Annotated in this window: 19 protein-coding genes and 2 pseudogenes; 8 read left to right on the top strand and 13 right to left on the bottom strand. The window is 63.2% G+C overall.

Annotation, left to right across the window (positions count from 1 at the left end; translation table 11 throughout):
- Nucleotides 1–6: 6 nt before the first annotated feature.
- From FW789_RS06190 to FW789_RS06135, 12 genes are all read right to left on the bottom strand, one after another.
- The gene (locus tag FW789_RS06190) at nucleotides 7–957 is read right to left on the bottom strand and encodes a sugar kinase (RefSeq protein WP_446431149.1); all 951 of its coding nucleotides are present in this window, start codon (nucleotides 955–957) and stop codon (nucleotides 7–9) included.
- On the bottom strand, nucleotides 950–1,729 hold the full coding sequence (locus tag FW789_RS06185; protein WP_207074082.1) for an AP endonuclease: 780 nt from the start codon (nucleotides 1,727–1,729) through the stop codon (nucleotides 950–952). Before FW789_RS06185 ends, FW789_RS06190 begins: the two co-directional genes overlap by 8 nt.
- 63 nt (nucleotides 1,730–1,792) lie before the next feature.
- Nucleotides 1,793–2,815 carry a LacI family DNA-binding transcriptional regulator gene (locus tag FW789_RS06180; RefSeq protein ID WP_446431148.1) on the bottom strand — a complete coding sequence of 341 codons (1,023 nt, stop codon included), beginning with the start codon at nucleotides 2,813–2,815 and terminating at the stop codon, nucleotides 1,793–1,795.
- Nucleotides 2,816–2,966: 151 nt separating this feature from the next.
- On the bottom strand, nucleotides 2,967–4,385 hold the full coding sequence (locus tag FW789_RS06175; protein ID WP_446431147.1) for an aldehyde dehydrogenase family protein: 1,419 nt from the start codon (nucleotides 4,383–4,385) through the stop codon (nucleotides 2,967–2,969).
- A gap of 13 nt (nucleotides 4,386–4,398) precedes the next feature.
- The gene (locus tag FW789_RS06170; protein ID WP_446431146.1) at nucleotides 4,399–5,439 is read right to left on the bottom strand and encodes a homoserine dehydrogenase; all 1,041 of its coding nucleotides are present in this window, start codon (nucleotides 5,437–5,439) and stop codon (nucleotides 4,399–4,401) included.
- Between the two features lie 103 nt (nucleotides 5,440–5,542).
- Nucleotides 5,543–5,980 carry an Lrp/AsnC family transcriptional regulator gene (locus FW789_RS06165; protein ID WP_103437263.1) on the bottom strand — a complete coding sequence of 146 codons (438 nt, stop codon included), beginning with the start codon at nucleotides 5,978–5,980 and terminating at the stop codon, nucleotides 5,543–5,545.
- Nucleotides 5,977–7,365, bottom strand: coding sequence for a threonine synthase (gene thrC, locus FW789_RS06160; RefSeq protein ID WP_446431145.1), 1,389 nt, complete (start codon nucleotides 7,363–7,365; stop codon nucleotides 5,977–5,979). Before thrC ends, FW789_RS06165 begins: the two co-directional genes overlap by 4 nt.
- Before the next feature lie 32 nt (nucleotides 7,366–7,397).
- On the bottom strand, nucleotides 7,398–8,288 hold the full coding sequence (locus FW789_RS06155; protein ID WP_103437261.1) for a LysR substrate-binding domain-containing protein: 891 nt from the start codon (nucleotides 8,286–8,288) through the stop codon (nucleotides 7,398–7,400).
- 49 nt (nucleotides 8,289–8,337) lie between these two features.
- Nucleotides 8,338–9,777: an amino acid permease gene (locus FW789_RS06150; protein ID WP_103437260.1), complete on the bottom strand. Its 1,440-nt coding sequence runs from the start codon at nucleotides 9,775–9,777 to the stop codon at nucleotides 8,338–8,340.
- Nucleotides 9,778–9,918: 141 nt separating this feature from the next.
- The gene (locus tag FW789_RS06145) at nucleotides 9,919–11,160 is read right to left on the bottom strand and encodes a cystathionine gamma-synthase family protein (protein WP_103437259.1); all 1,242 of its coding nucleotides are present in this window, start codon (nucleotides 11,158–11,160) and stop codon (nucleotides 9,919–9,921) included.
- 131 nt (nucleotides 11,161–11,291) lie between these two features.
- A complete protein-coding gene (locus FW789_RS06140; protein WP_446431144.1) occupies nucleotides 11,292–12,914 on the bottom strand; it encodes a methyl-accepting chemotaxis protein in 1,623 nt (540 codons plus the stop codon).
- Between the two features lie 296 nt (nucleotides 12,915–13,210).
- Nucleotides 13,211–13,516, bottom strand: a complete 306-nt coding sequence (locus FW789_RS06135; RefSeq protein ID WP_446431237.1) for a DUF6482 family protein — start codon at nucleotides 13,514–13,516, stop codon at nucleotides 13,211–13,213.
- Nucleotides 13,517–13,651: 135 nt separating this feature from the next.
- Between FW789_RS06135 and FW789_RS06130 the strand changes: the two genes are divergently transcribed.
- The 3 genes and pseudogenes from FW789_RS06130 to FW789_RS06120 all read left to right on the top strand — a co-directional run bounded on the left by FW789_RS06130 (nucleotide 13,652) and on the right by FW789_RS06120 (nucleotide 15,062).
- Nucleotides 13,652–13,867: a TIGR02450 family Trp-rich protein gene (locus FW789_RS06130; RefSeq protein WP_103437256.1), complete on the top strand. Its 216-nt coding sequence runs from the start codon at nucleotides 13,652–13,654 to the stop codon at nucleotides 13,865–13,867.
- A gap of 142 nt (nucleotides 13,868–14,009) precedes the next feature.
- Nucleotides 14,010–14,510: pseudogene (locus FW789_RS06125) on the top strand (PAS domain-containing protein); the annotation flags it as partial.
- A 30-nt stretch (nucleotides 14,511–14,540) separates the two neighbouring features.
- Nucleotides 14,541–15,062, top strand: a complete 522-nt coding sequence (locus FW789_RS06120) for a methyl-accepting chemotaxis protein (protein WP_258035208.1) — start codon at nucleotides 14,541–14,543, stop codon at nucleotides 15,060–15,062.
- Nucleotides 15,063–15,087: 25 nt separating this feature from the next.
- Here FW789_RS06120 and FW789_RS06115 read toward each other — a convergent pair.
- Nucleotides 15,088–15,144, bottom strand: a pseudogene (locus FW789_RS06115) (DUF1348 family protein); the annotation flags it as partial.
- A gap of 99 nt (nucleotides 15,145–15,243) precedes the next feature.
- Between FW789_RS06115 and FW789_RS06110 the strand changes: the two are divergent.
- From FW789_RS06110 to FW789_RS06090, 5 genes are all read left to right on the top strand, one after another.
- Entirely contained in the window at nucleotides 15,244–16,143 is a 900-nt protein-coding gene (locus FW789_RS06110) for a LysR family transcriptional regulator (protein ID WP_103437253.1), read from the top strand.
- Between the two features lie 178 nt (nucleotides 16,144–16,321).
- Nucleotides 16,322–17,212 (top strand): LysR family transcriptional regulator, encoded by an 891-nt coding sequence (locus FW789_RS06105; protein ID WP_446431143.1) that lies wholly within the window; start codon nucleotides 16,322–16,324, stop codon nucleotides 17,210–17,212.
- 154 nt (nucleotides 17,213–17,366) lie between these two features.
- Entirely contained in the window at nucleotides 17,367–17,825 is a 459-nt protein-coding gene (locus FW789_RS06100; RefSeq protein WP_103437251.1) for a (2Fe-2S)-binding protein, read from the top strand.
- Nucleotides 17,822–20,065 carry a molybdopterin cofactor-binding domain-containing protein gene (locus FW789_RS06095; protein WP_446431142.1) on the top strand — a complete coding sequence of 748 codons (2,244 nt, stop codon included), beginning with the start codon at nucleotides 17,822–17,824 and terminating at the stop codon, nucleotides 20,063–20,065. Before FW789_RS06100 ends, FW789_RS06095 begins: the two co-directional genes overlap by 4 nt.
- 22 nt (nucleotides 20,066–20,087) lie before the next feature.
- Nucleotides 20,088–21,434, top strand: coding sequence for a c-type cytochrome (locus tag FW789_RS06090; protein ID WP_103437249.1), 1,347 nt, complete (start codon nucleotides 20,088–20,090; stop codon nucleotides 21,432–21,434).
- Nucleotides 21,435–21,497: the final 63 nt, after the last annotated feature.

Genomic DNA, 21,497 nt, shown 5'->3' with positions numbered 1-21,497 from the left:
AGCGTTTCAGGCGCAGCTGCGCCGGTTGTACAGTTCCAGTTCACTGCGCAGCGGCAGGCCTTCCATATCCCCGCGCGACTGCACCGCGCGGCTGCCGCACCAATTGCCGCGGGCAACCGCTTCACCCAGTGGGTAGCCTTCGAGCAGGCCACTGAGCACGCCCACTGCAAAGGCATCGCCTGCACCCACGGTATCGACCACCTGCGCAACAGCGAATGCCGGCACCCAGCCCTCAGCGTCTGCGCTGCAGAAATAAGCGCCCTCGCCGCCCAGCTTGATCACGACAAGCTCGACGCCTTGCTGCAGATAAAACGCGGCGATATCAGCTGGGCTTTGTCGACCGGTGAGCAAACGGCCCTCTTCAAGGCCTGGCAGCACCCAGTTGGCTTTGACTGCCAGCGCGTTGACCTCGCGGATCATGCTGGCCTGATCAGGCCATAACGATGGGCGCAGGTTGGGGTCGAACGAGATGCTCCGGCCAGCGCTGCGCATGGCGTCGACCAGCGCATGCGACAACGCCCGGCAGCCGGCCGACAGCGCCAGCGGAATACCGGTGGCATGCACATGCCCGGCGCTGATCAATTGTGCGTTCAGCAGCTGCGGCGACAGATGACTGGCAGCCGAGTTGCGGCGGAAATATTCGACGGCGGGGTCGCTGCCATCATCGCAGCGGGCCTTGAGCTGAAAGCCGGTGGCATGCACGGGGTCGACTTGTACCGCCGAGCAATCCAGGCCCTCCTTGAGCAGGCTGTCCAGCACGAAGCGGCCCAACGAGTCATTGCCGACCCGGCTCAGCCAACGCACCTTGAAGCCCAGCCGCGACAAACCGATCGCAACATTGCTGTCGGCACCGGCAATGCGTTTGCCGAACTGGCCGACCTGCGCCAGTTCGCCGGTTTGTTCGGCGACGAACATGGCCATGGTCTCGCCAAAGCACAACACATCATGGTCAGGCATGGCTCACCTCCGCAGTCAGCGCAAGCCGAGCCAGGTTGTTGACCTGGGCGCGGGTTACCGCCAGCAGGTCGTCACCGACCAGAGGAAACTCGACCGCGCGCATCACAGCCGGTCTGAACTCGGCGAACAGCGCTTCCCAGGCCAGCAGATCGGCTGCGCGTGGCGGCACTGCGACCAGGCGCCCATTAGCCTGGCGCTCGACCGCCTTGCAGTGCACATAGCGCACCCAGCGGCCCAGCTCGTGAGCGGCTTGAACTGCCGACTCACCCTGCCAGCGCCAGTTGCCAATATCGAAAGTCATGCCCAGCGCCAGTGCAATGGATTCACAGCGCAGAAGAAACTGCAGCATCGGTTCGATCCGCCCGCCGTGCGCAGTCTGGTCGTTTTCAACCAGCAGCATTGGGCCATCCGCCGAGAGTTGCGCAGCCAGCGCCGTCAGGTCACAGCGCGGCTGATAGTGACCAAGGGAAACCTTGAGTGCCACCGCGCCCACGGACCTGGAGGTCTGTAGGCTGGCAGGCAACGCCGGGTTCAATTGGCCGTCCTCCAGCCACAGCTCCAGCGGCGAGGAATACAGGCATTCCATGCCTGACGTGCGGATTGCGGCAGACAGCTGCGGGCAGTCCGGCGGGCTGGCGAACAGTTCTTCGCGCAGCTCGACTCGATTGACGCCGGCCGCAGCCAGCATCGGCACGAAACTAGCCTGGCCACGCTGGCGGACCAAGTCGGCGCCGTAGCTGGAAAGGCTGATGGAAACGGGGTTCGAGCGCATTGTTATTGTCCTTATGAAACCGGTTTCATTTCGATGCAAAGCAAACGGACGTGACTCCGTTGTTCAAATACGGGGGTTGGTCGATCCGCGAATGATCAGTTCGGCCTTGAGGTCGATGCGCTGCGCAGCAGCGTTACCGCCACGCAACCGCTCAAGCAGGCAATTGAAAGCCATTGCGCCGATGCGTTCGGTTGGTTGCGCCAGCGCGGTAATGCCGCTGCCGACCAACGGGTGCCAGTCGAGTTCGTCGAGGGCGAGCAGGCCGACATCCTCGAACAATCTGCAGCCGCGCTCGTGCAAGGCGCGAGTGACGGCCAGGGTGGCCACGCCGTTGAAGGTGAAAATCGCTTGCGGGCCATGCCCGCTGGCACCAAGGAAATTGCCCAGACATGCGGGCAAATCAGCCGCACACTCAAGGATCTGCTGGCGCATGCCGGGGCGGCGATTGATCGATGCGGTAAAGGCCTGCACCCGTTCCAGTCGCGAGCTGGTGCCATCCAGCGGCTCGCTGACTGCCAGAATGTCGCGGTAGCCGCGAGCCTGCAGGTGGTCCAGCGCCTGCTCGACTGCGTCGGCGTTATCCAGCCCGACCATGTCGGCATTGAGCTGCGGCACCTGGCGGTCGACCAGCACCATGGGGATATCCCGGTGCAACGCCAGCAGCTCGCCCTGATGGTGGCCAAGGGTGTTCACGATCAGCCCTTCGACGTTGTATGACTGCAGCACGCGCAGGTGATGGCTCTCTTGCTCGTCATCGCGGTTGGTGTTGCACAGCACCAGGCTGTAGCCGTGCTCGCGACAGGCAGTTTCAACACCGCGCATCACGGCCACTGAATAGGGGTTGAGAATGTCGGCGACCAGCATGCCGATCAGGCGCGTCTGGCCGCGCTTGAGGCCCCTGGCCATTTGGTTTGGCCGGTAGCCAAGACGCTCGATGACCTCGGCCAGATGCTGCGCAGTGGCATCGGCGAGCAACTGACGGTCGCCACCGATATAACGCGACACGGTCGCCTTGGATACGCCGGCGACCCGTGCAACCTGGCTGATGGTGACCCGCTCGCGCGGGCTGGACGCTGTATCAGTCATCTGAGGTCTCTTGTGATTATTGTTTGAGACGGGTTATGAAACCGGTTTCAATACATCAAAAGTCGAGACCTAAGTCACCTACCGTTCGTCGGATCTGCTCTGCATGTCACGCTGCCCTGCCGCCAAACCGGCGCAGGACAGCATGCTGCCGTCAGCTCAGATCGTTGATGCACACCACTTTCGGCTGGGTCATGTCCTCATAAGCAAAGCGCACCCCCTCCCGACCGAGACTGCCGTATTTGAAGCCGCCAAACGGCATGGCATCGAAGCGATAGTCCGACGAATCATTGATCATCACCCCGCCCGCTTCTATCTGCCTGGCAAGCTTCAACGCCTTGGCCAGGTCACGGGTGAAGACTCCGGCGTGCAGGCTGTATTCCGGAGCATTGGCCAGCGCCACTGCTTCGTCCAGCTGGTCGAACGGCTCAAGAATCACCACCGGCGCAAACACCTCTTGCTGCCAGATCTGGCTGGCATGACTGACCTGCTCCAGCACCGTTGGCGCGTAACTGGCGCCCTTGCGCTGGTGACCGCAGAGCAGCTGCGCACCCTCGCTGAGCGCGTCGTTGACCAACTGTTCAGTGCGGCGCGCAGCCTGTTCAGTCACCATCGGCCCGACATCGGTTTCACGCAGGGCCGGGTCTCCCAGCACCAAGGCCCGTGCCTGGGCGACAAAGCGTGCGCGGAACGCTTCATAGATCGGCCGTTGCACCAAGATCCGCTGGGTGCCGATGCAGTTCTGCCCCGCCGCCCAGAACGCCCCGGAGACACACGACTCGACCGTGGGTTCCAGGTCGCAGTCTTCCAGCACCAGCACCGGCGCGTTGCCGCCCAAGTCCATCGCCAGCTTTTTCAGGCCAGCACTGCGGGCAATCGACTCGCCGGTAACAAAACCGCCGGTGAACGACACCATGCGCACCTCGCGCAGTTCGACCAGCGCCTTGCCCAACTCGACACCACCGGTCACGGCAGTGACCACCGCTTCCGGCAAACCCGCCTGCAGCAGGCATTCGACCAGCTTCAGGGCAGACAGCGGCGCCAGCTCGGACGGTTTCAGGATCAAGCCATTGCCACCGGCAATCGCTGGCCCGAGCTTGTGTGCGACCAGATTGAGCGGGTCGTTGTACGGGGTGATCGCGACGATTAACCCCAACGGCTCTCGGCTGAACCAGCCCTGGCGCGATTCCGAGCCCTCATAGGCCTCGAACGGCACCACCTCACCGGCATTGCGCCGCGCCTCTTCAGCCGACAGCTTGAGGGTATTGACGCAGCGTTTGACCTCTTTCTCGGCCTGGCGCAAGGTCTTGCCGGCCTCGGCGACGATCAATTCGGCAAACGCCTGGGCTTGCTCCTGCACCCGCCGCGCCGCCTCCTCCAACACACGTGCGCGCTGATGGCGCGGCATTGCCGCGGCCTGGCGCACACCTTGGCGGGCACGCTCGAGGATGGCCGGTATCGCGCTGGCATCCAGGCACGGCACGCTGCCGATCAGGCGGCCGTCGTAAGGGCTGAACACATCGATCTGCTGCGCTTCGACCAGTTGCACATTGACCTTGCTAGCTACGCTCATGGCTGCTCTCCGCTTACTGCTGCTGGCTGGTGTGGATGGCGACGATGTCCGAGAGCAAGGCAAAGGCGGTTTCGATCTTGCCTGCCCCCGGGCCGGACACCGTGACTGCACCGACCAGCTCAGTGGTGAACGAGACCGCATTGGTTGCCCCGCTGATGCCGGCCAGTGGATGGCTAAGTGGCAACAAACGTGCAGCGACGCTGGCTTGCACCGAACCGTCGGCCTGGCGCTGGGCCGCACCGATCAGCTTCCAGCACTGGCCATTGCGGCTGGCGGTGGCGATGTCTTCAGCGCTGATGTTGCTGATACCCGAGCAGGCGACGTCGCTGATCTGCAGCTTGGCGTTGAGCAGTTCGTTGGCGAGGATCACCACTTTCAGGCGCACGTCATAGCCATCGACGTCGGCGCTTGGGTCAGCTTCGGCGTAGCCCAGCTGCTGCGCCTGTGCGACCGCCGTAGCAAAGCTCAGGCCTTCCTGCATGCGGGTCAGAACATAGTTGGAGGTGCCGTTGAGGATACCTTCGAAACCTTGCACTTCAGCACCGGCCAGCGCTTGCCTGGCCAGGCGAATCACCGGCGTACCGCTCATGACCGAACCTTCGTACTCGAACGCGACGTTGTTGCGCTGCGCCAGCGCCTTGAGCTCACTGCCGTGCAGGGCAATCGGGCCCTTGTTGGTGGTGACCACATGAATGCCGCTTTCCAGCGCCCAGCGGCAGAAAGTGGTGGCGGGTTCGCCGTCGACAGGATTGGTGAAAGTCGCCTCCGCGATGATGTCAGCGCCGGATTGCCTGATCACTGTCTCGGTGAAAGCTTCGGCGGTGCCACCGTGCAGCTTGGCAAAGGCGCCTTTCTCGGCTGGCAGGGCCACCAGCTGGGCGGCATCGAGACCATCGCGGTTGACGATCGAGCCAAGGAAGATATCGCTGACGCCGACGATCTTCAGGCTGAAACCCAGGCTTGCCTGCCAGCGGGCATTACGCTCGGCAACCAGTTGCGCCAGGCCACGGTTGACCCCACCAAAACCCACCAATGCAATTTTATATTCAGTCATGTCTGCGTTGCTCTCAGGCGTTGTTTGATGGAGTCAGCCTAAGGGTTCACCGCAGTCAGTTGAATTGGTCAGAATGCTGCATTTGTTGGTCGTTTTGCTCGCCTCAGTGCTCGGCCGAGAGCACGAACGAGGTCACTGTGTTTTCCACCCCGGACATGCCGGCGATCTCTTTCCAGACCATGTGCACACGCTCGGGCGAGGCTGCATTGACCCGCAGCATCAGGTCGAACTCACCACTGAGCACTTCGCATTGGACTACCTCGGGAATGCCGCGCAAGCCGGCCAGCACATCGGCGCCGCGCATGCGGTCATAGCGGTAGACAAAGATCACCGCGCTGATCAATGACGAGGCCCGCCGCGAATCGCCGAGGCGGATGGTATAGCCCTGGATTGCGCCATCGCGCTCCAGCCGCTCGATCCGCTGGCGCACCGCGTTACGCGACAGATTGACCTTGGCGCCCAGCTCGGCGTGGCCGATCCGCGCATTGGCGGTCAGCTCGGCCAGGATATGTTCGTCCAGTGGATCAAGAATGCGCTTCATGGCCGCGCCTGCGTTGCTTGGCGCAGCGCCTGGATCAAGCTGGCCAGATCCCCCGTTTGCAGGCCCGTGCGCACCTCGTCCGGTTCGGCCAGGGCGGCAACCGGGCCAGGCCAGACCCCAAGCTCCGCCAGTAGACCAGCCGATTTGCTCGGCGCGATTTGCCCGAGGGTGACCATCGGCGCGCCCAGGCTGCGTCGCTGAATCCGCCCAGACAACGCGCCCACGGCAGTATGTGGATCAACGGCCGCGCCGGTCTCGGCAAACAAGCGCAGGACTTCTTCGCGAATCTGCAGCTCCTCAACCGCATGTGAGTCGAACAGCACCCGCGCCCGCAACCATTGCTGATTGCCGATGCTAAGCTCACCGCACGCCTCGAAGTGCTCCATCAACGCCCTCACCGCATGGCCATCATGGTCGTACAGCTCCCAGATAAACCGCTCAAGGTTGGAGTACAGCGAGAAGTCCATCGCCGGCGACGAGGTGCGGCTGCTTTGCCGGGTCGAGTAGCGGTTGCGCTGGATGAAGTGATGGAGGGCGTCGTTGCTGTTGGTCGAAACGATCACCTGGTTGATCGGCAAGCCCATCTTCTGCGCGATGTAGCCTGCGTAGATTTCGGCAAAGCTCGCCGCGGGTACGCTGAAGGCCACCGGCCGCGTGCCGCCGCCAAGCTGCAGCGCGGCGTGAAAGTAATAGACGATCTGCGCCAGCACCCCGACCCAGTTGGTCGAGTTGAAGCAGATCGGCGTCACCTCAGGCAACGGCCACTGGCGCAGCAGGCGCGACACCAGGGTCTGACAGTCGTCGAAACTGCCCGCTACCGGGATCAGCGCGACCTGTTGCGGGTTTGCCTGGTGCAAGGCCGCCAACTGCGCCGGCGGCACACCCTGCTCGGGGTACAACACGGCCAGTTGAGCGTCGGAGCAGCCAGCAAAGGCCTCGATCGCGGCCAGCCCGGTCTCGCCGTTGGTGGCACCGATCACCAGCGCCCTGCCCTGTTGTTGCGGCAGAAAGTGCGCAACCAGGCGCGCCTGCAACTGCGCAGCAAAATCCTTGGACGACTGCGTCGGGCCATGGAACAGCTCCAGAATCCATTCGTTATGGCCGATCTGCCTTAACGGCGTGATCGCCCGATGATCGAAGTCGCGGTAACTGTCACTGAGCAGCGCGCGCAACGCAGCTTCGTCCATTGCTCCGCCCACGTAGGGCGAGACCACCCGCCAGACCAGCTCGTCGAACGGCAGCCACGACCAGCTGCCGATCTGCTCCGGGGTGTATTGCGGCACGGCCTGGGGCACGAACAAGCCGCCATCGTCGGCAAGCCCAGAGAGCACTACCCGGCGAAAATCGGCCAGCCCAGCTGCGCCGCGGGTGCTTACGTAATGCATGATGACTCCTGATAAGAGCTACGCGATAAGGTCTAAAAATGACGATGGGCCTGTGCCACCAGCCAGGTGGAAAATGCGGCGGCCTCGGTGCTCAGGGTTTCGCCCTGGGCGCGGACCAGATAGAACGATTCGCTGGCTTCGATACGCTGGCTGAACGGCGCGACCAGCGCGCCAGACGCGAGCAGATCCTCGACGATGGATGAGCGCGCCAAGGCCACGCCCTGGCCCAGCTCGGCCATGCGCAGGGTGGAAACCATGGTGTCGAACTGCAAACCGCGCGAGTAATCCACGGCATCGGCACCGACTCGCTTGAGCCAATAGCCCCAGCCCTCTTCATAACCCAGCACATGCAGCAGCGCATGCCGGGCCAGGTCACACGGGTGCTGCAGCGGAGCTGCGGCGAGCAGCGCCGGCGAACAGACCGGTTGCAGCACATCCCAGGTCAAGCGCTGCGACACCAGCCCAGGCCAACTGCCAGCACCCCAGCGAATCTCCAGATCGTCTTCACCGTCAGGCTCTTTCACCCACAGGTTGCTGATGAAACGGATATCGATCAGCGGGTGCTCTTGGCAAAAGTCCGCCAGCCGCGGTGCCAGCCAGTACTGCAGGAAACTCAAGCTGCCACGCACCTTCACCGGGCGGCGCTGGTTGTGGCCGAAGATCTCGTTGGTGCCCACTGCCAGCCGGCTGATGGCGTCCTGCACCACCGGCAGATAGGACTGGCCTTCTTCGGTCAGGCCCAGCCCGCGTGGCAGGCGCTTGAACAACGCGACCCCAAGGTGGCTCTCCAGCTGGCGGATCTGCTGGCTGACCGCGCCCTGGGTCAGGCACAGCTCCTCGGCCGCGTGGGTGAAGTTGAGGTAACGCGCCGACACTTCGAACGCCCGCAGCCAATTCAGCGGCGGTAGGGTTTTTTGATTCATCGGCGCAACCTCTTCGGCAATTGACTGCGTGCACTATCGCCTGTGCGGCTCAGGCAGCGCTAGCCGGACGCTGCACGCCAGCCTCGGCGCGCAGGCGTTGCGCACGTTTGTTGCGGGTCACCCAGTAGACGAAGTAGCACCACGCTATGAACGGCAGGCCGAAGTACAGCGCTACCCGTTGCGCCGGGTCAAAGGCAATACCGATACAGGCCAGCAGGCAGCAAGCGATCGCGCCCAAGGGTACCCAAGGATAGCCACGCACGCGAAAGTGCAGATCTTCGACTCGGCCGCCGTTAGCTACGTAGTGGCGGCGGAAGGCAATCTGGCTGGCGGCAATGCTCATCCACACCACCACCACGGCCAGCCCCGAAATCGACACCAGTGCCAGGTACACGGTATCCGGCGCCAGTACACTGCTGAGCAACGAGGCCACGGCCCCGGCCATGCTCAGGATGATCGCGTTGACCGGCGTGCCGCGCCGCGACAGGCGGGCATAGCACTTGGGCATATGGCCCTGATCGCTGAGGGTCCAGAGCATCCGCGAGGCTGCATACAGGCCAGAGTTGGCCGCCGACAGCAGCGCGGTGAGGATCACGAAGTTCATGATATCGGCCGAGTACGGAATGCCGATCAGCTCGAACACCAGCACGAACGGGCTTTCGACCAGGCCGGCCTGTTCGCGCGGCAGCAAGGTGGCGAGCACGAAGATGGTGCCGACGAAGAACAGCGCCAGGCGCACGATGGTGGTGCGGATCGCCTTCGGCACGCTGGTCTGCGGATCGGCCGCTTCACCTGCGGCAATGCCGATCAGCTCGGTCCCGGAGAACGCGAACGAAACCGCCAGCAAGGTCATGGCGATCGGCAAGAAGCCGGTCGGGAACAGCCCTTCACGGGTAAAGTTGCTCAGCCCCGCGCCCTGCGCATGCTGCACATCGAACAGCCCGCATATCGCGCCACCGCCGATGGCAATGAACACCACCACCGTCAGTACCTTGATCAGCGACAGCCAGAATTCGGTTTCGGCAAACAGCCGCACCGACACTACATTGCTGATGAACACCGCCAGCGCAAACAGCGCGCTCCAGATCCACACCGGCGTTTCCGGGAACCAGCGCACCATCAGGATGCCGGCGGCGGTGAACTCCGAGCCGATGGCCACCGCCCAGGTCAGCCAGTACAGCCAGGCCACGGTGTAGCCGGTGCCGGGCCCCAGGTAGCGGGTGGCGTAGCTGCTGAACGAGCCGGTTTCCGGCATCTGCACGGCCAACTCGCCCAGGCAGACCATGACCAGATAGACCATTACCGCGCCAATCATGTAGGCGATCACTGCGCCCAGCGGACCGGCCTGGTTGACGGTGTAGCCGGAAGTGAGGAACAGGCCAGTGCCGATCACACCGCCCAACGCCAGCATGACGATGTGGCGGGTTTGCATGTCTTTGTTGAACGCAGGGCCGCTGCCGGCCTGTGCGTCATTGTGCTCAGAGTGCATGGTTTTATTCTCATGAAAGTGATGGCGAACACGCCCCGCCGCGATGACGCCACGGTGAGTCCGGCAGCCAGCAGTTGTTGTTATTGTCGGTTTTCATGAAGCGACCTGGCGACGTTTTTATCGCCAGGCCTTGAGCTCACGCTAGGCGTGCACTGCAGTGCACTGAGGTTGCGTACGCTGTCGCTCGCGCAACACGGTGCAGGCATCACGCAGGTCCGCGAGCAGGTCGGCGGTGTCTTCGATACCGACCGAGATGCGCACCAGGCCTTCGGAAATGCCCAGTGCCTGACGCTCTTCCAGGGTGTTTTCAACATGGCTGGTGGTGCGCGCCGGGCCATAGATGGTTTCTACCGCACCCAGGTTGCCGGCACGGTGGGCGTACTTGAGCAGCGGCAGCAACTGCGCTACATCGCGCATGCCACCTTTGAGCACGAAGCTGACAATCGCGCCAAAGCCACGCATCTGCGCGCGGGCAATGGCATGCCCAGGGTGCTCGGCCAGGCCCGGGTAGTTGACTGCTTCGACCAAAGGCTCGGTGCACAGGTACTCCGCCAGCGCCTGGGCACTCGCTTGCTGCTGACGCAGGCGCAGGGCCAGCGTCTTGATCCCGCGGATGATCAGGTAGGCCGAGAACGGGTCCAGCGCGGCGCCGTTGATTTCGCGGTAGTGGCGCACCTTGCTCATCAGTGTTTCAGCGCCGCAGGCAATACCGCCCAGCACATCGCCGTGGCCGGAGAGGAACTTGGTTGCGCTGTGCACCACTACGTCAACACCAAGCGCCAGCGGGTTCTGGTTCAACGGCGTGGCGAAGGTATTGTCCGCCACCACCAGCGCCCCTACCCGCTTGGCCGCTGCGACCAGGCGGCGGATGTCCAGCACCTTCAGGGTCGGATTGGTGGGGGTTTCCAGGTACACCACGTTGCAGCCACGGGCGATCTCTCGCTCGATGGCCTCGGTGTCGTAGGTGTCGCACAGGGTTACCTCAACGCCCATTCGCGGCAGGAACTCTTCGAAGATCTTGTTGGTGCCGCCATAGCTGTCGCGGGTCGACACCACCCGTTGGCCACAGGCCAGCAGGCTGTGCAGCACGCCACTGATGGCGGCCATGCCAGAGCTGAAGGCGACTGCGGACTCGGCGGCCTCCAGCGCGCACAGTTTGTCTTCAAGCACGGCAACGGTGGGGTTGCTCATGCGGCTGTAGATAAACCCAGGCTGATTGCCCAGCGCCACGTCATACCAGGTGTCGATATCGTCGTAGCCATAGGCGGCGCTGGCCACGATCGGCGTCTGGGTAGCGTTGTAAGGGTGGCTGACCTGCTCGCCGCCCCACACTACGCGGGTGCCGGCGCCGACCTTGGCGTCGAGGGTTTTCTTGTTGTTCATAGCCAGTCTCGCATCAAGGGAGCACGTCGGTGCTCCGTTTGGGTATGCGAGGACTATAGGGAAGGCCAGCAGCGCTGAAAAACGATGTAATGCTGGCCTGAGGGCGGTTTATTTTAATGGCTGGGGGTGTTTCACAGCTGAAAGCGTTTCATCATCCCGTTCAAACCAATCGACAGGTTGGCCAGTTCCTGGCTGGCTGCGCTGATCTGGTCGGCGCCTTCCGAGGTCTGCAGGGCCAGATCGCGGATGTTCAGCAGGTTACGATCAACCTCGCGCGCGACTTGCGCCTGCTCTTCGGTGGCGCTGGCCACTACCAGATTGCGCTCGTGGATGGTCGAGGCGCCGCTGGTGATCTGATCCAGCGCCTCGCCGGCCAACTCCGCCACTTCCAGGGTATGCGCAACCTGCTGACTGTTGCTGAGCATCGAGTCGACCACCCGCGCGGTACCGGTGCGGATGGCATTGACCATTTCCTCGATCTCCAGCGTCGAGCTCTGGGTGCGCGCGGCCAGCGCTCTAACTTCATCGGCCACGACCGCAAAGCCTCGGCCAGCCTCACCGGCCCGTGCGGCTTCGATGGCCGCATTGAGCGCCAGCAGGTTGGTTTGCCCGGCAATCGCTCCGATCACATCCAGCACCTTGCCCACCTCCTGCGACTGCACCGACAACGCCTCGATCTGCGCCGAGGCCTCGTGCACGTCATGGCGCATCTTGCCGATCGAGCGAATGGCCTCAGCTACCCGCTCACGCCCGCGCTGGGCCGCTTCTTCGGACTCGCGTGAAATGCTCGAGGTGCTGACGGTGTTGCGCGCCACCTCTTCCACCGCCACGCTCATCTCGGTGACTGCCGTAGCGGCTTGCTGGATCTCGTCGGTTTGCCGGCTGAGGTCATTGGAGGTCTGCCGAGTGATCGCCGACATCTGTTCACTGGCTGCTGCCAGTTGCTGGGACGAGTCACCGATCAGGCGCAGCGCATCCTTGAGGCTCGCCTGCATGGCCGCCAATGCACGCATCAACTGGCTGGCTTCATCGTTGCCGCTAGCCACCACCGCCTGCGACAGGTCACCGTCGGCGATGTCCTGGGCCACGGCAATCGCCGCACGCAGCGGGCTGACAATGCTGCGGGTAAGCAGCCAGGCCAGGCTGATTGTCAGGAGTAGTACCAGGCCGACCACGCTCGCAGTCAGCCACAAGGCGCGCTGATAGTCCTTGCGGGCCTCGGCGGTATGTGCGGCGGCCGCCTCGCTGCTGAGCTTGACCAGGCTGTCATACAGCTCTCCGGTGCGGGTGGAGATATCCTGCATGGTGCCGCTGAGCATGCCCTGCATCGGCTCCAGCCGATTCTGATCGGACAAGCCCTTGTACTGGTCGAGCAGTACCCGATATTGGCTGATCAATTGCTGCATCTCGGCAAACACCGGCTTGGCCTGCGCCGGCATCACCGCGCTGTAGCCCTGCAGGCCCTTGTCCAGCAGGCCTTTGAGCTCCTCCAGGCGCGCCAGGGTGGGCGCCAGTTGTGCAGGCTGACGGGCGATGGCCATGCGCATGGTGATGATACGCAGCCCCAGCATGTGGCTGCGCACTTCGCCAAGGTAGCGCGTGCCGACGTTGGTCACCTGTTCGGTGTACACCACCGCTTCGCGCATGGTGGAGATCTTGTTGATGGAAAACCCGCCGAGGATCACCACCAGTGCGGCGATCAGGCTGAAACTCAAGTAAGAGCGAGTGGCAATATTCAAGTGGCGCAAGGACATGGCTAGACTTCCGAATGCGAAGGGTGAGCTGCACTACCCATTACGTTCGGCGCCTTTTGGCCAAAATTGAGCGCTCAAAAGCGGATCATGCTCGATAATCGAACAGTTCCAGCGTGGCGCTCAGCAACCTGCCTGAGTGTCCTCGCCCACGGCGCTGCGCCGCGCTCGGCGGCAGCGCTCAGAGCAATATTTCACCTCATCCAGGATGTCACGCTGCGGGTCCAGTGCCTGGATCGATCTCAGGTCGGATGACAGCTGGTCCCCGAGTATCAGGCCCAGTCGCGGAGTACTTGCGGCTACCACGTCTGCTCCAGTGACAATGGCAGGCGCAATGGCTCGATCTGCCCTTCGCGCTGGCCGCACATCTCATCGTGGACCACATGCTGGACGAGCACGCAGCGCATTGCCGAGAAGCCCGCGAGCAAACTGCGCAAGTGCGTCGACGAGCGCAGGTGCATCGGCCTGCCGCCCTCCCCGGCCAAAGTCTGCAGGCCTGTTGCGGTATGCACCCTGAGCAGGTAAATGCCGCCCTCCAGAGACAGCAGTTCAAGCTCGTCGACTGAACCCGCATCAGCAAGACTGCGCAACTGCTGCAAGGTGATCGAGGTAGTGCGGGTAGCGTCGGTCATGTGGGAGCTCCCTGTGACAAAATGGCGATTCTTGTACAATTTGCAATACGTGTATAAGTCTATAGCCTAGACGCAAAGATATCAGCAGCCACCGCGCATGGAGCTCTCATGAACAGGTTCAACCCCCGCAAACTGGCGCTGTCGAAATGGACAGCTCGCGCGCCGCTAAACCGCGAGAAGCACTTCATCGTCACCCAATTGCTGTGTGATGACGAAGGCACACCGCTGCAAGTCGAGATGCAGGCGGTGCTGACCGGGCGCAGTGAAGTGTTCGACTGGCAGGAACTGCGCGACTCCACCCGGTGGCTGCTGGGCTGGAAGTGAGCCTGACCGCGAACGGGACAATTAAGTTCTCATACTTGTACAGTAATAAATATTTGTACAATTATTGGCGGTAGTGGCTTAATGGCACCTACTGTGTGGGCACCGTGCCAACACGCAGATTCTGTTCCCGAGGCCCGCCGCCATGTTTATCCGCGCCAGCACCCACCAGCAGTTGTTGCATGCGGAACACGCCAGTCAAGCCGCGCTCGAGGCTGAAGTGGCTGCGCTGCGCAAGACCGTCGCCACGCTCCAGGACGAGCATGGTGTAGCCCAGCAGCACGCCCAGGGACAGGCCAGCGTCATCAACGCCATTGAACGTTCGATGGCCGTCATCGAGTTTACTCTTGACGGGCGCGTGATCAATGCCAACGCCAACTTCCTCAAGGTCATGGGCTATCGCCTGGATCAGGTACGCGGTCAGCATCACCAGATGTTCTGCTCTGCCAGCGAAGCGAAAAGTGACGCCTATCGCGAGTTCTGGGCAGCGCTGAATCGTGGCACGTTCAAGGCAGGCCAATTCCCGCGCCTGGACAGTCGCGGCGCCACCGTCTGGCTGCAGGCTACCTACAACCCGCTGTATGACGAGCACGGCAAGCTCTATGGCATCGTCAAGTTTGCCAGTGATATCACCCCTGAGATCGAGCAGCGCGAGGCCGAATCGCAAGCTGCACTGGTGGCCTTCGAGACGTCTCAGCACACCGATGAGTGTACCCAGCAGGGTTCTGCAGTGGTGCAACAGACCGTAAACATGGTGCAGAGCATTGCCGACGAGCTCACGCAGATGGGCCAGGCGATCAGTGCGCTGAGTGAGCAGTCCGAGCAGATCGGCACCATTGTCGATGCCATCCGCAGCATCGCCGAGCAGACCAACCTGCTGGCCCTCAACGCGGCGATCGAAGCCGCCCGCGCCGGCGACCAAGGCCGCGGCTTTGCCGTGGTCGCCGATGAAGTGCGCAACCTGGCGCAGCGCACCAGCAAGGCCACCGTGGCGATCAGTGAAGTGGTCGGCAAGAACCGCGAACTGGCCCGCCAGGCTGTGGCGAGCATGCAGGCGAGTACGCTGAAGACCGAGCAAGGTGTTGAGCTGGCGCACAAGGCTGGCGCGGTGATCGAGGATATTCAGCGCGGTGCGCAGCGGGTGGTTGAAGTGATTGGCCAGTTCGCCCAGCGTCTGGAGCAACGCCAGCAACGCTGATCATGGGGCCGCCAAGCGATCTCTCATTGCCATACGAGCGAAACCAGCGGCCCGAATCCTCATGCTTCTCGTAGGCAAAGCGCCTAGCTCTATCTGCTCACTCCAGCGCTCAACCAGAACGCTGTTCATCGTCAGGCCATCCCTGTAGTTTGCCCGACAGTTCCCCAGTGAAGTGCCCTCCATGGACCCCAAGACTTTGCGCGATGCGTTCTCCGGCCTGAGTGTGTTCTTTGCCGTCGCGCACGCGCGTAGTTTCACCAAAGCAGCAGCGCGGCTGGGCGTGTCACAGACAGCCGTCAGCCACGCCGTACGCGCCCTGGAAGCCCGCCTGGGCGTCAGCCTGCTGTCACGCAACTCGCGCAACGTGACGATGACAGAGGCCGGCGAGCAACTGCTGGCGAACGTCGCCCCACAATTCGAGGCCATCGACACGCAGTTGCAGGCGCTGACCGAGTTGAGCAACAGCCCTACCGGCACGATCCGCATCACCGCCTCCGATCACGCTGTGCGGGCGGTGCTGATGACCAAGCTCAAGCTGTTTTTGCCGGCACATCCGGGGATCAAGGTCGAGCTGTCGACCAACAGCGGCTTCGTCGACATTGTTGCCGAACGTTTCGATGCCGGCGTCAGGCTCGGCGAGGCAGTGGCACAGGATATGATCGCCGTGCGCATCGCTGCGGATGCGCCCTATGCAGTTGTCGCCACCCCGGCTTACCTGCAGCATCACGGTATGGCGCAGACGCCAAGCGACCTGTTGCAGCACAACTGCATCAACCTGCGCCTGCCGACGCGGGGCAATTTATGGGCGTGGGAATTTGCAGTCGATGGCCGCGAAGTCAATCTGCGTGTGGACGGGCAACTGGTCTTCAACAACACCTCCGACGCCGTGGAAGCCGTACTGGCCGGGCTTGGCGTCGCCTATCTGCCTGCGGAACTGGTTGGGCAGTATGTGCAGTCCGGGCAGCTGCTGCAGATGCTCGAAGACTTCAGCCCGGTGTGGCCCGGTCTGCACCTCTATTACCCCAGTCGGCGGCAACCGTCAGGGGCGATGGCCCTGCTGATCGCGGCACTGCGCGTCTAGTCAATTACCTTGCCCGGCTCGCCAAACGTGCTACAGCCACGCACGCTACACCGGTATTTATCAACCAGGCTCATAGCTGCATGCAGTTTATGCAGGTTTCTAGGGCCGCCCATCCCGCCTACAGTGTCGTCTCTGCGCCAATTATTAGCGCACACCACTGGATTTCAGGACTGCTGCAATGGCCAGAGAGCATTACAGCCAACTTCAGGCGTTGATCGTCGTTGCTCGCGAGCGCAGCTTCACCCGCGCCGCGGCACAGTTGGCCATGTCGCAATCGATGCTCAGCCACACCATCCGCGACCTGGAAACGCGCCTCGGTGTGCGCCTGCTGACGCGCACAACGCGCAGCGTCTCGGTTACCGAGGCAGGCGAACGCTTGATCGCCGAGGTGGCACCGCGCCTTGAGCTGATCGAAGCACAACTGCACGCGGTCGCCGAACTCGGCGATATGCCCAGCGGCACCGTGCGCATCACCGCCAGCGACCATGCCATCGACAGCTTGCTCTGGCCAAAATTGCAAAGCCTGCTGGCGCGCTACCCGCGCTTGAACCTGGAGCTGCAAAGCGATTACGCCTTCTCCGATATCGTCCAGGGCCGGTTTGACTTTGGCGTACGCCTGGGGGACAGCCTGGGCAAGGACATCCGCTCGGTGTGCATCAGCCCGGACATGCGCCTGGCAATCATCGCTGCGCCCGCTTATTTCGCCGAACGGCACACGCCAGAAACCCCGGAGCAACTCAGCCAACACGCCTGTATCAACCTGCGTCTGCCAACCCAGGGCAACCTGTATGCCTGGGAGCTCAAGCAAGGCGAGCGCGAAATCAGCGTGCGGGTCGAGGGCCGGCTGGTGTTCAACGGCATCTACCAGGTGCTCAATGCCGCCCTCGACGGCCATGGCCTGGCCTATGTCCCGCACGATCTGGCTGCCGCCCATCTGGCGGCTGGCCGGGCTGTGCCCGTGCTTGAAACGTGGTGGCGCAGCTTTCCTGGCTACCACTTGTATTACTCGGCGCAGCGCGAGACCTCACGCGCCATGCAGGTCGTGATCGAAGCACTGCGCCTGAACTGAATGAAATGAGCAACGCCGCCGACCGCTTGAGCAGCCGCAGGCTGCGCCTTGACCACCTTGTGCTAGTTTTTCCGCATGGGGTGCGCAGGGCCTGGGGCATTGGCGGCCTGATAAAAACTAGAGATCCATCCAACCGACTGATTACGGGTGAGCCATGCAGCTTCGAATCAACCAAAAGACCTACGAGGTCGATGCCGACGCGGATACTCCACTGCTGTGGGTAATCCGTGATGACCTGGGCATGACCGGCACCAAATACGGCTGCGGCCTGGCCCAATGCGGCGCCTGTTCAGTGCTGGTCGACGGCAATGTGGTGCGCGCCTGCGTAACGCCGATTGCCGGCGTGGTTGGCCGGGAGGTCACCACCATCGAAGCCATCGAGGCCGACGATGTCGGCAAGCGCGTGGTCGCTGCCTGGGTCGACAAACAGGTCGCACAGTGCGGCTACTGCCAGTCCGGCCAGGTCATGGCCGCCACTGCCCTGCTCAAGCACACCCCCAAGCCCAGCGATGAGCAGATTTCTGCGGCGATGATCAACCTCTGCCGTTGCGGCACCTACAACGCGATCCATGACGCCGTGCATGCACTGGCCAAGCGGGAGGACGTGGTATGACCAAGCCTGTCGTCTACCCCGCCGATCTGCTCGCGCTCGATCAACCGGTCAACCTGTCGCGCCGGCGCTTTCTCGCCGGCAGCGCCATTGGCGCTCTGGTGCTGGGCTTCGGCCTGCCGCTAGGCACTTCGCGGGTACAAGCCGCTGCTGCGGCAACCCCAGCGCGGGGCACTCAGGTGCCGGCGTTCCTGGAAATCCGCCCGGACAACAGCATCCGCCTGCTCAGCCCGTTCATGGAAGGTGGCCAAGGCACCTTCACGGCGATGGCGCAGATTGTCGGCGAGGAGCTGGATGCCGATCCTGCCACCTTCATGGTCGAAGCCGCGCCGCCCGGTGAAGCTTACGTGGTGCTGGAAAACGGCATGCGTATTACCGGCGGGAGCATGTCGGTGCGCCTGAGCTACCCGGTCATGCGGCGCCTGGGCGCCCTCGGCCGGGCCATGCTGGTACAGGCCGCCAGCACCAAGCTGGGCGTACCGGTCAGCGAACTGAGCACCGAGCCGGGTCGGGTCATTCACGCAAGCTCCGGCCGTTCGCTGAGCTACGGTGAGCTGGCCGGCGCGGCCATGGACCTGCCGGTGCCCGATCCAGACAGCATCACCTTGCGCGACCCGAACCAGTTCCGCTGGATCGGCAAGCCGGTCAAACGTCTCGACGCCTACGACAAATCCACCGGCAAGGCGGTCTACGCCATCGACCTGAAAGTCGACGGCATGCTCCACGCCGCCGTGCAGCACGCGCCACGCCTGGGCATGACCGTAGCTGATGTGCGCAACGAGGCGCAGGTCAAGGCCATGAAGGGCGTGCACTCGGTGCATCAGCTGCCGGGCGCAGTGGCAGTGGTTGCCGAGCGCTGGTGGCACGCCAAGCGCGCTGCCGAAGCGCTGCAGGTGCAATGGCAGGAGCCGACTGCGGACTCCAAGGTGCGGCCGATGCCGGCGGACTTCTCCAGCGACGGCTTCCGCGAGCACCTGGCGGCGCAGACCGGGCCGCAGCGCGAAGAAGAGCTTGAAGGCGATTTCAGTAAAGCCCTGGAAGGCGCCAAGACCAAGGTCGAGGCCACTTACCACAATCAGTTCGTCAACCACGCGCAGCTGGAGCCACCTTCAGCACTGGCCCGCTACAACGACGATGGCTCGCTCGAAGTCTGGCTGCCGAACCAGGCACCCGACATGTTCCGCGCCGACATCGCCAAGCGCACCGGCCTCGATCTTGCGCAGATCACCCTGCACTCGCCGCTGCTCGGTGGGTTCTTTGGCCGGCATTTCCTTTACGACAGCGCCAACCCCTATCCGCAAGCGATCGCCCTGGCCAAGGCCGTCGGCCGGCCGATCAAATTGATCTGGAGCCGCGAAGAAGAATTTGTCCGCGACGTGCTACGGCCGATGGCGGTGGTCAAGTTCCGTGCCGGGCTGGACGCCAACGGCATGCCGGTGGCAATTGAAGCAGTCAGCGCTACCGAAGGCCCGACCGAAGCAATCGCCGGCAGCCCAGCGGAAAAAGGCGATCCGACGGCACTCGAAGGTTTGTCTGGCAAGTCGTACGCGATCGCCAACCGTCGCGTCGCGCAGATCTATGTCAAGGGCCCGGCAATGCTCGGCTACTGGCGCTCGGTGGGCAACTCGATGAACGACTTCTTCTATGAAGCGTTCCTCGACGAACTGGCCGACAAAGGCGGCCAGGACCCCTATGCGCTGCGCATGCACCTGCTGCAGGGTAACCAACGCCTGAGCACCCTGCTCAAGGCGGTGGCCGACCTGTCTGGTGGCTGGAAACGGGGCCCGTTCACCGCCGAAGACGGCAGCAAGCGTGCCCGCGGCGTAGCCATGGCCTCACCGTTTGGCTCGCATGCAGCAGTAATCGCTGAGGTCTCGATCGAGAACGGCCAGGTCAAAGTGCATGACATCTGGCAGGCCATCGACCCTGGCAGCATCGTCAACCCAGCCATCGTCGAGGCTCAGGTCAACGGCGCGGTCTCGCTGGGGCTGTCGCAAGCATTGCTCGAAGAAGCGGTCTACGTCGATGGCAAGCCGCGCGCACGCAACTACGACCTGTATCCGATCCTGCCGGCGGCGCGCATGGCCCGGGTGCATGTACGCATTGTCGAAAGCGGCGAGAAGATGGGCGGCATCGGCGAACCACCCTTGCCTGCGGTCGCCCCGGCAGTCGCCAACGCGGTAGCGCAGCTGACCGGCCAGCGCATCCGCAGCATGCCACTGTCACGCTACACCTTCAGCTAAGCTGGCCCAGGACGACCTGCACATGACTCGAAAAAGCCTTGCAAGACCCTTGGCCCTGTTCGCCGTGCCGTGCCTGATCGCGGCCGGCCTGCTGGCCTGGTACGTCACCCGTGAACCAGCGTCGCCGTTTACCGCAACACCCCAGAGCAATGCCGACCTGGCCTTGGTCCAGCGCGGGGAGTACGTCGCCCGCCTCAGCGACTGCGTGGCCTGCCACAGCCTGCCGGAGGCCGCGCCGTTTGCCGGCGGCCTGAAGATGGCGACTCCGTTGGGGGCAATCTACGCCACCAACATCACCCCCGACCCCGATCACGGCATTGGCAAGTACAGCCTGGCCGAGTTCGACCAAGCCGTGCGCCACGGCGTCGCGCCCGGCGGGCGCCGCTTGTACCCAGCCATGCCATACCCGTCCTATGCCAAGCTCAGCGACGAAGACGTGCAGGCGCTGTACGCCTTCTTCATGCAGGGCGTGCAAGCAGCCGACCAGCCCAACAAGCCCGGGGAAATCCCCTGGCCGTTGAACCTGCGCTGGCCAATCGCACTGTGGAACGGCCTGTTCACCGAGGCCGAACCCTACGCCGCCAAACCTGAGCAGAATGCCCAGTGGAACCGTGGCGCCTACCTGGTACAGGGCCCCGGCCATTGCGGCAGTTGCCATACCCCACGCGGCATCGCCTTTGATGAAAAAGCCCTGAGCGAGCGCGGCGCTACCTTCGTCTCTGGGGCCTTGCTCGACGGCTGGTACGCGCCGAGCCTGCGCAATGACCACAACACCGGCCTGGGCCGCTGGAGCGAAGCCGACATTGCCCGCTTCCTCAAAACCGGGCGCAACCAGCATGCGGTGGTCTACGGCTCGATGACCGAGGCCTTCAACAACTCGACGCAGTTCATGAGCGATGAAGACCTGGCAGCGATTGCCCACTACCTCAAGTCGTTGCCGGGCGACCCGAAACGCGATGGCCCGCCTTGGCAATATCAAGCCATATCGGCTGCGCAGCAGCTGGACAAGCCCGGAGCGCATACCTACGTCACCGCCTGCGCCAGTTGCCACGGGTTGGATGGCCGCGGTCAGGCTCAATGGATGCCGCCACTCGCCGGAGCTACCTCAGCGTTGGCCGAGCACAACGCCTCGGCCATCAACATCACCCTCAACGGTGCCCAACGGGTGGTTGCCGCCGGCGTGCCGGATGCCTACCGCATGCCGTCATTCCGCGAGCAGCTGAGCGATCAGCAAATCGCCGAGGTACTGAGCTTTGTCCGCAGCAGTTGGGGCAACACCGGCACTGCAGTGCCCGCCAAGGACGTGGCCAAGCTGCGCGAGCACACCGACCCGGCCAGCAGCAGCCCAATCATCCTGCAGATGCGTTGAAAGGAACCTCAAGCCTGCTGCGATGCTCAGTAAGACAGGAGTGCTCGCGGGGCGATTACCGTC

It is taken from the genome of Pseudomonas sp. 1121_17, assembly GCF_052850745.1.
This window is presented reverse-complemented; position numbering and strand designations above follow the sequence as displayed.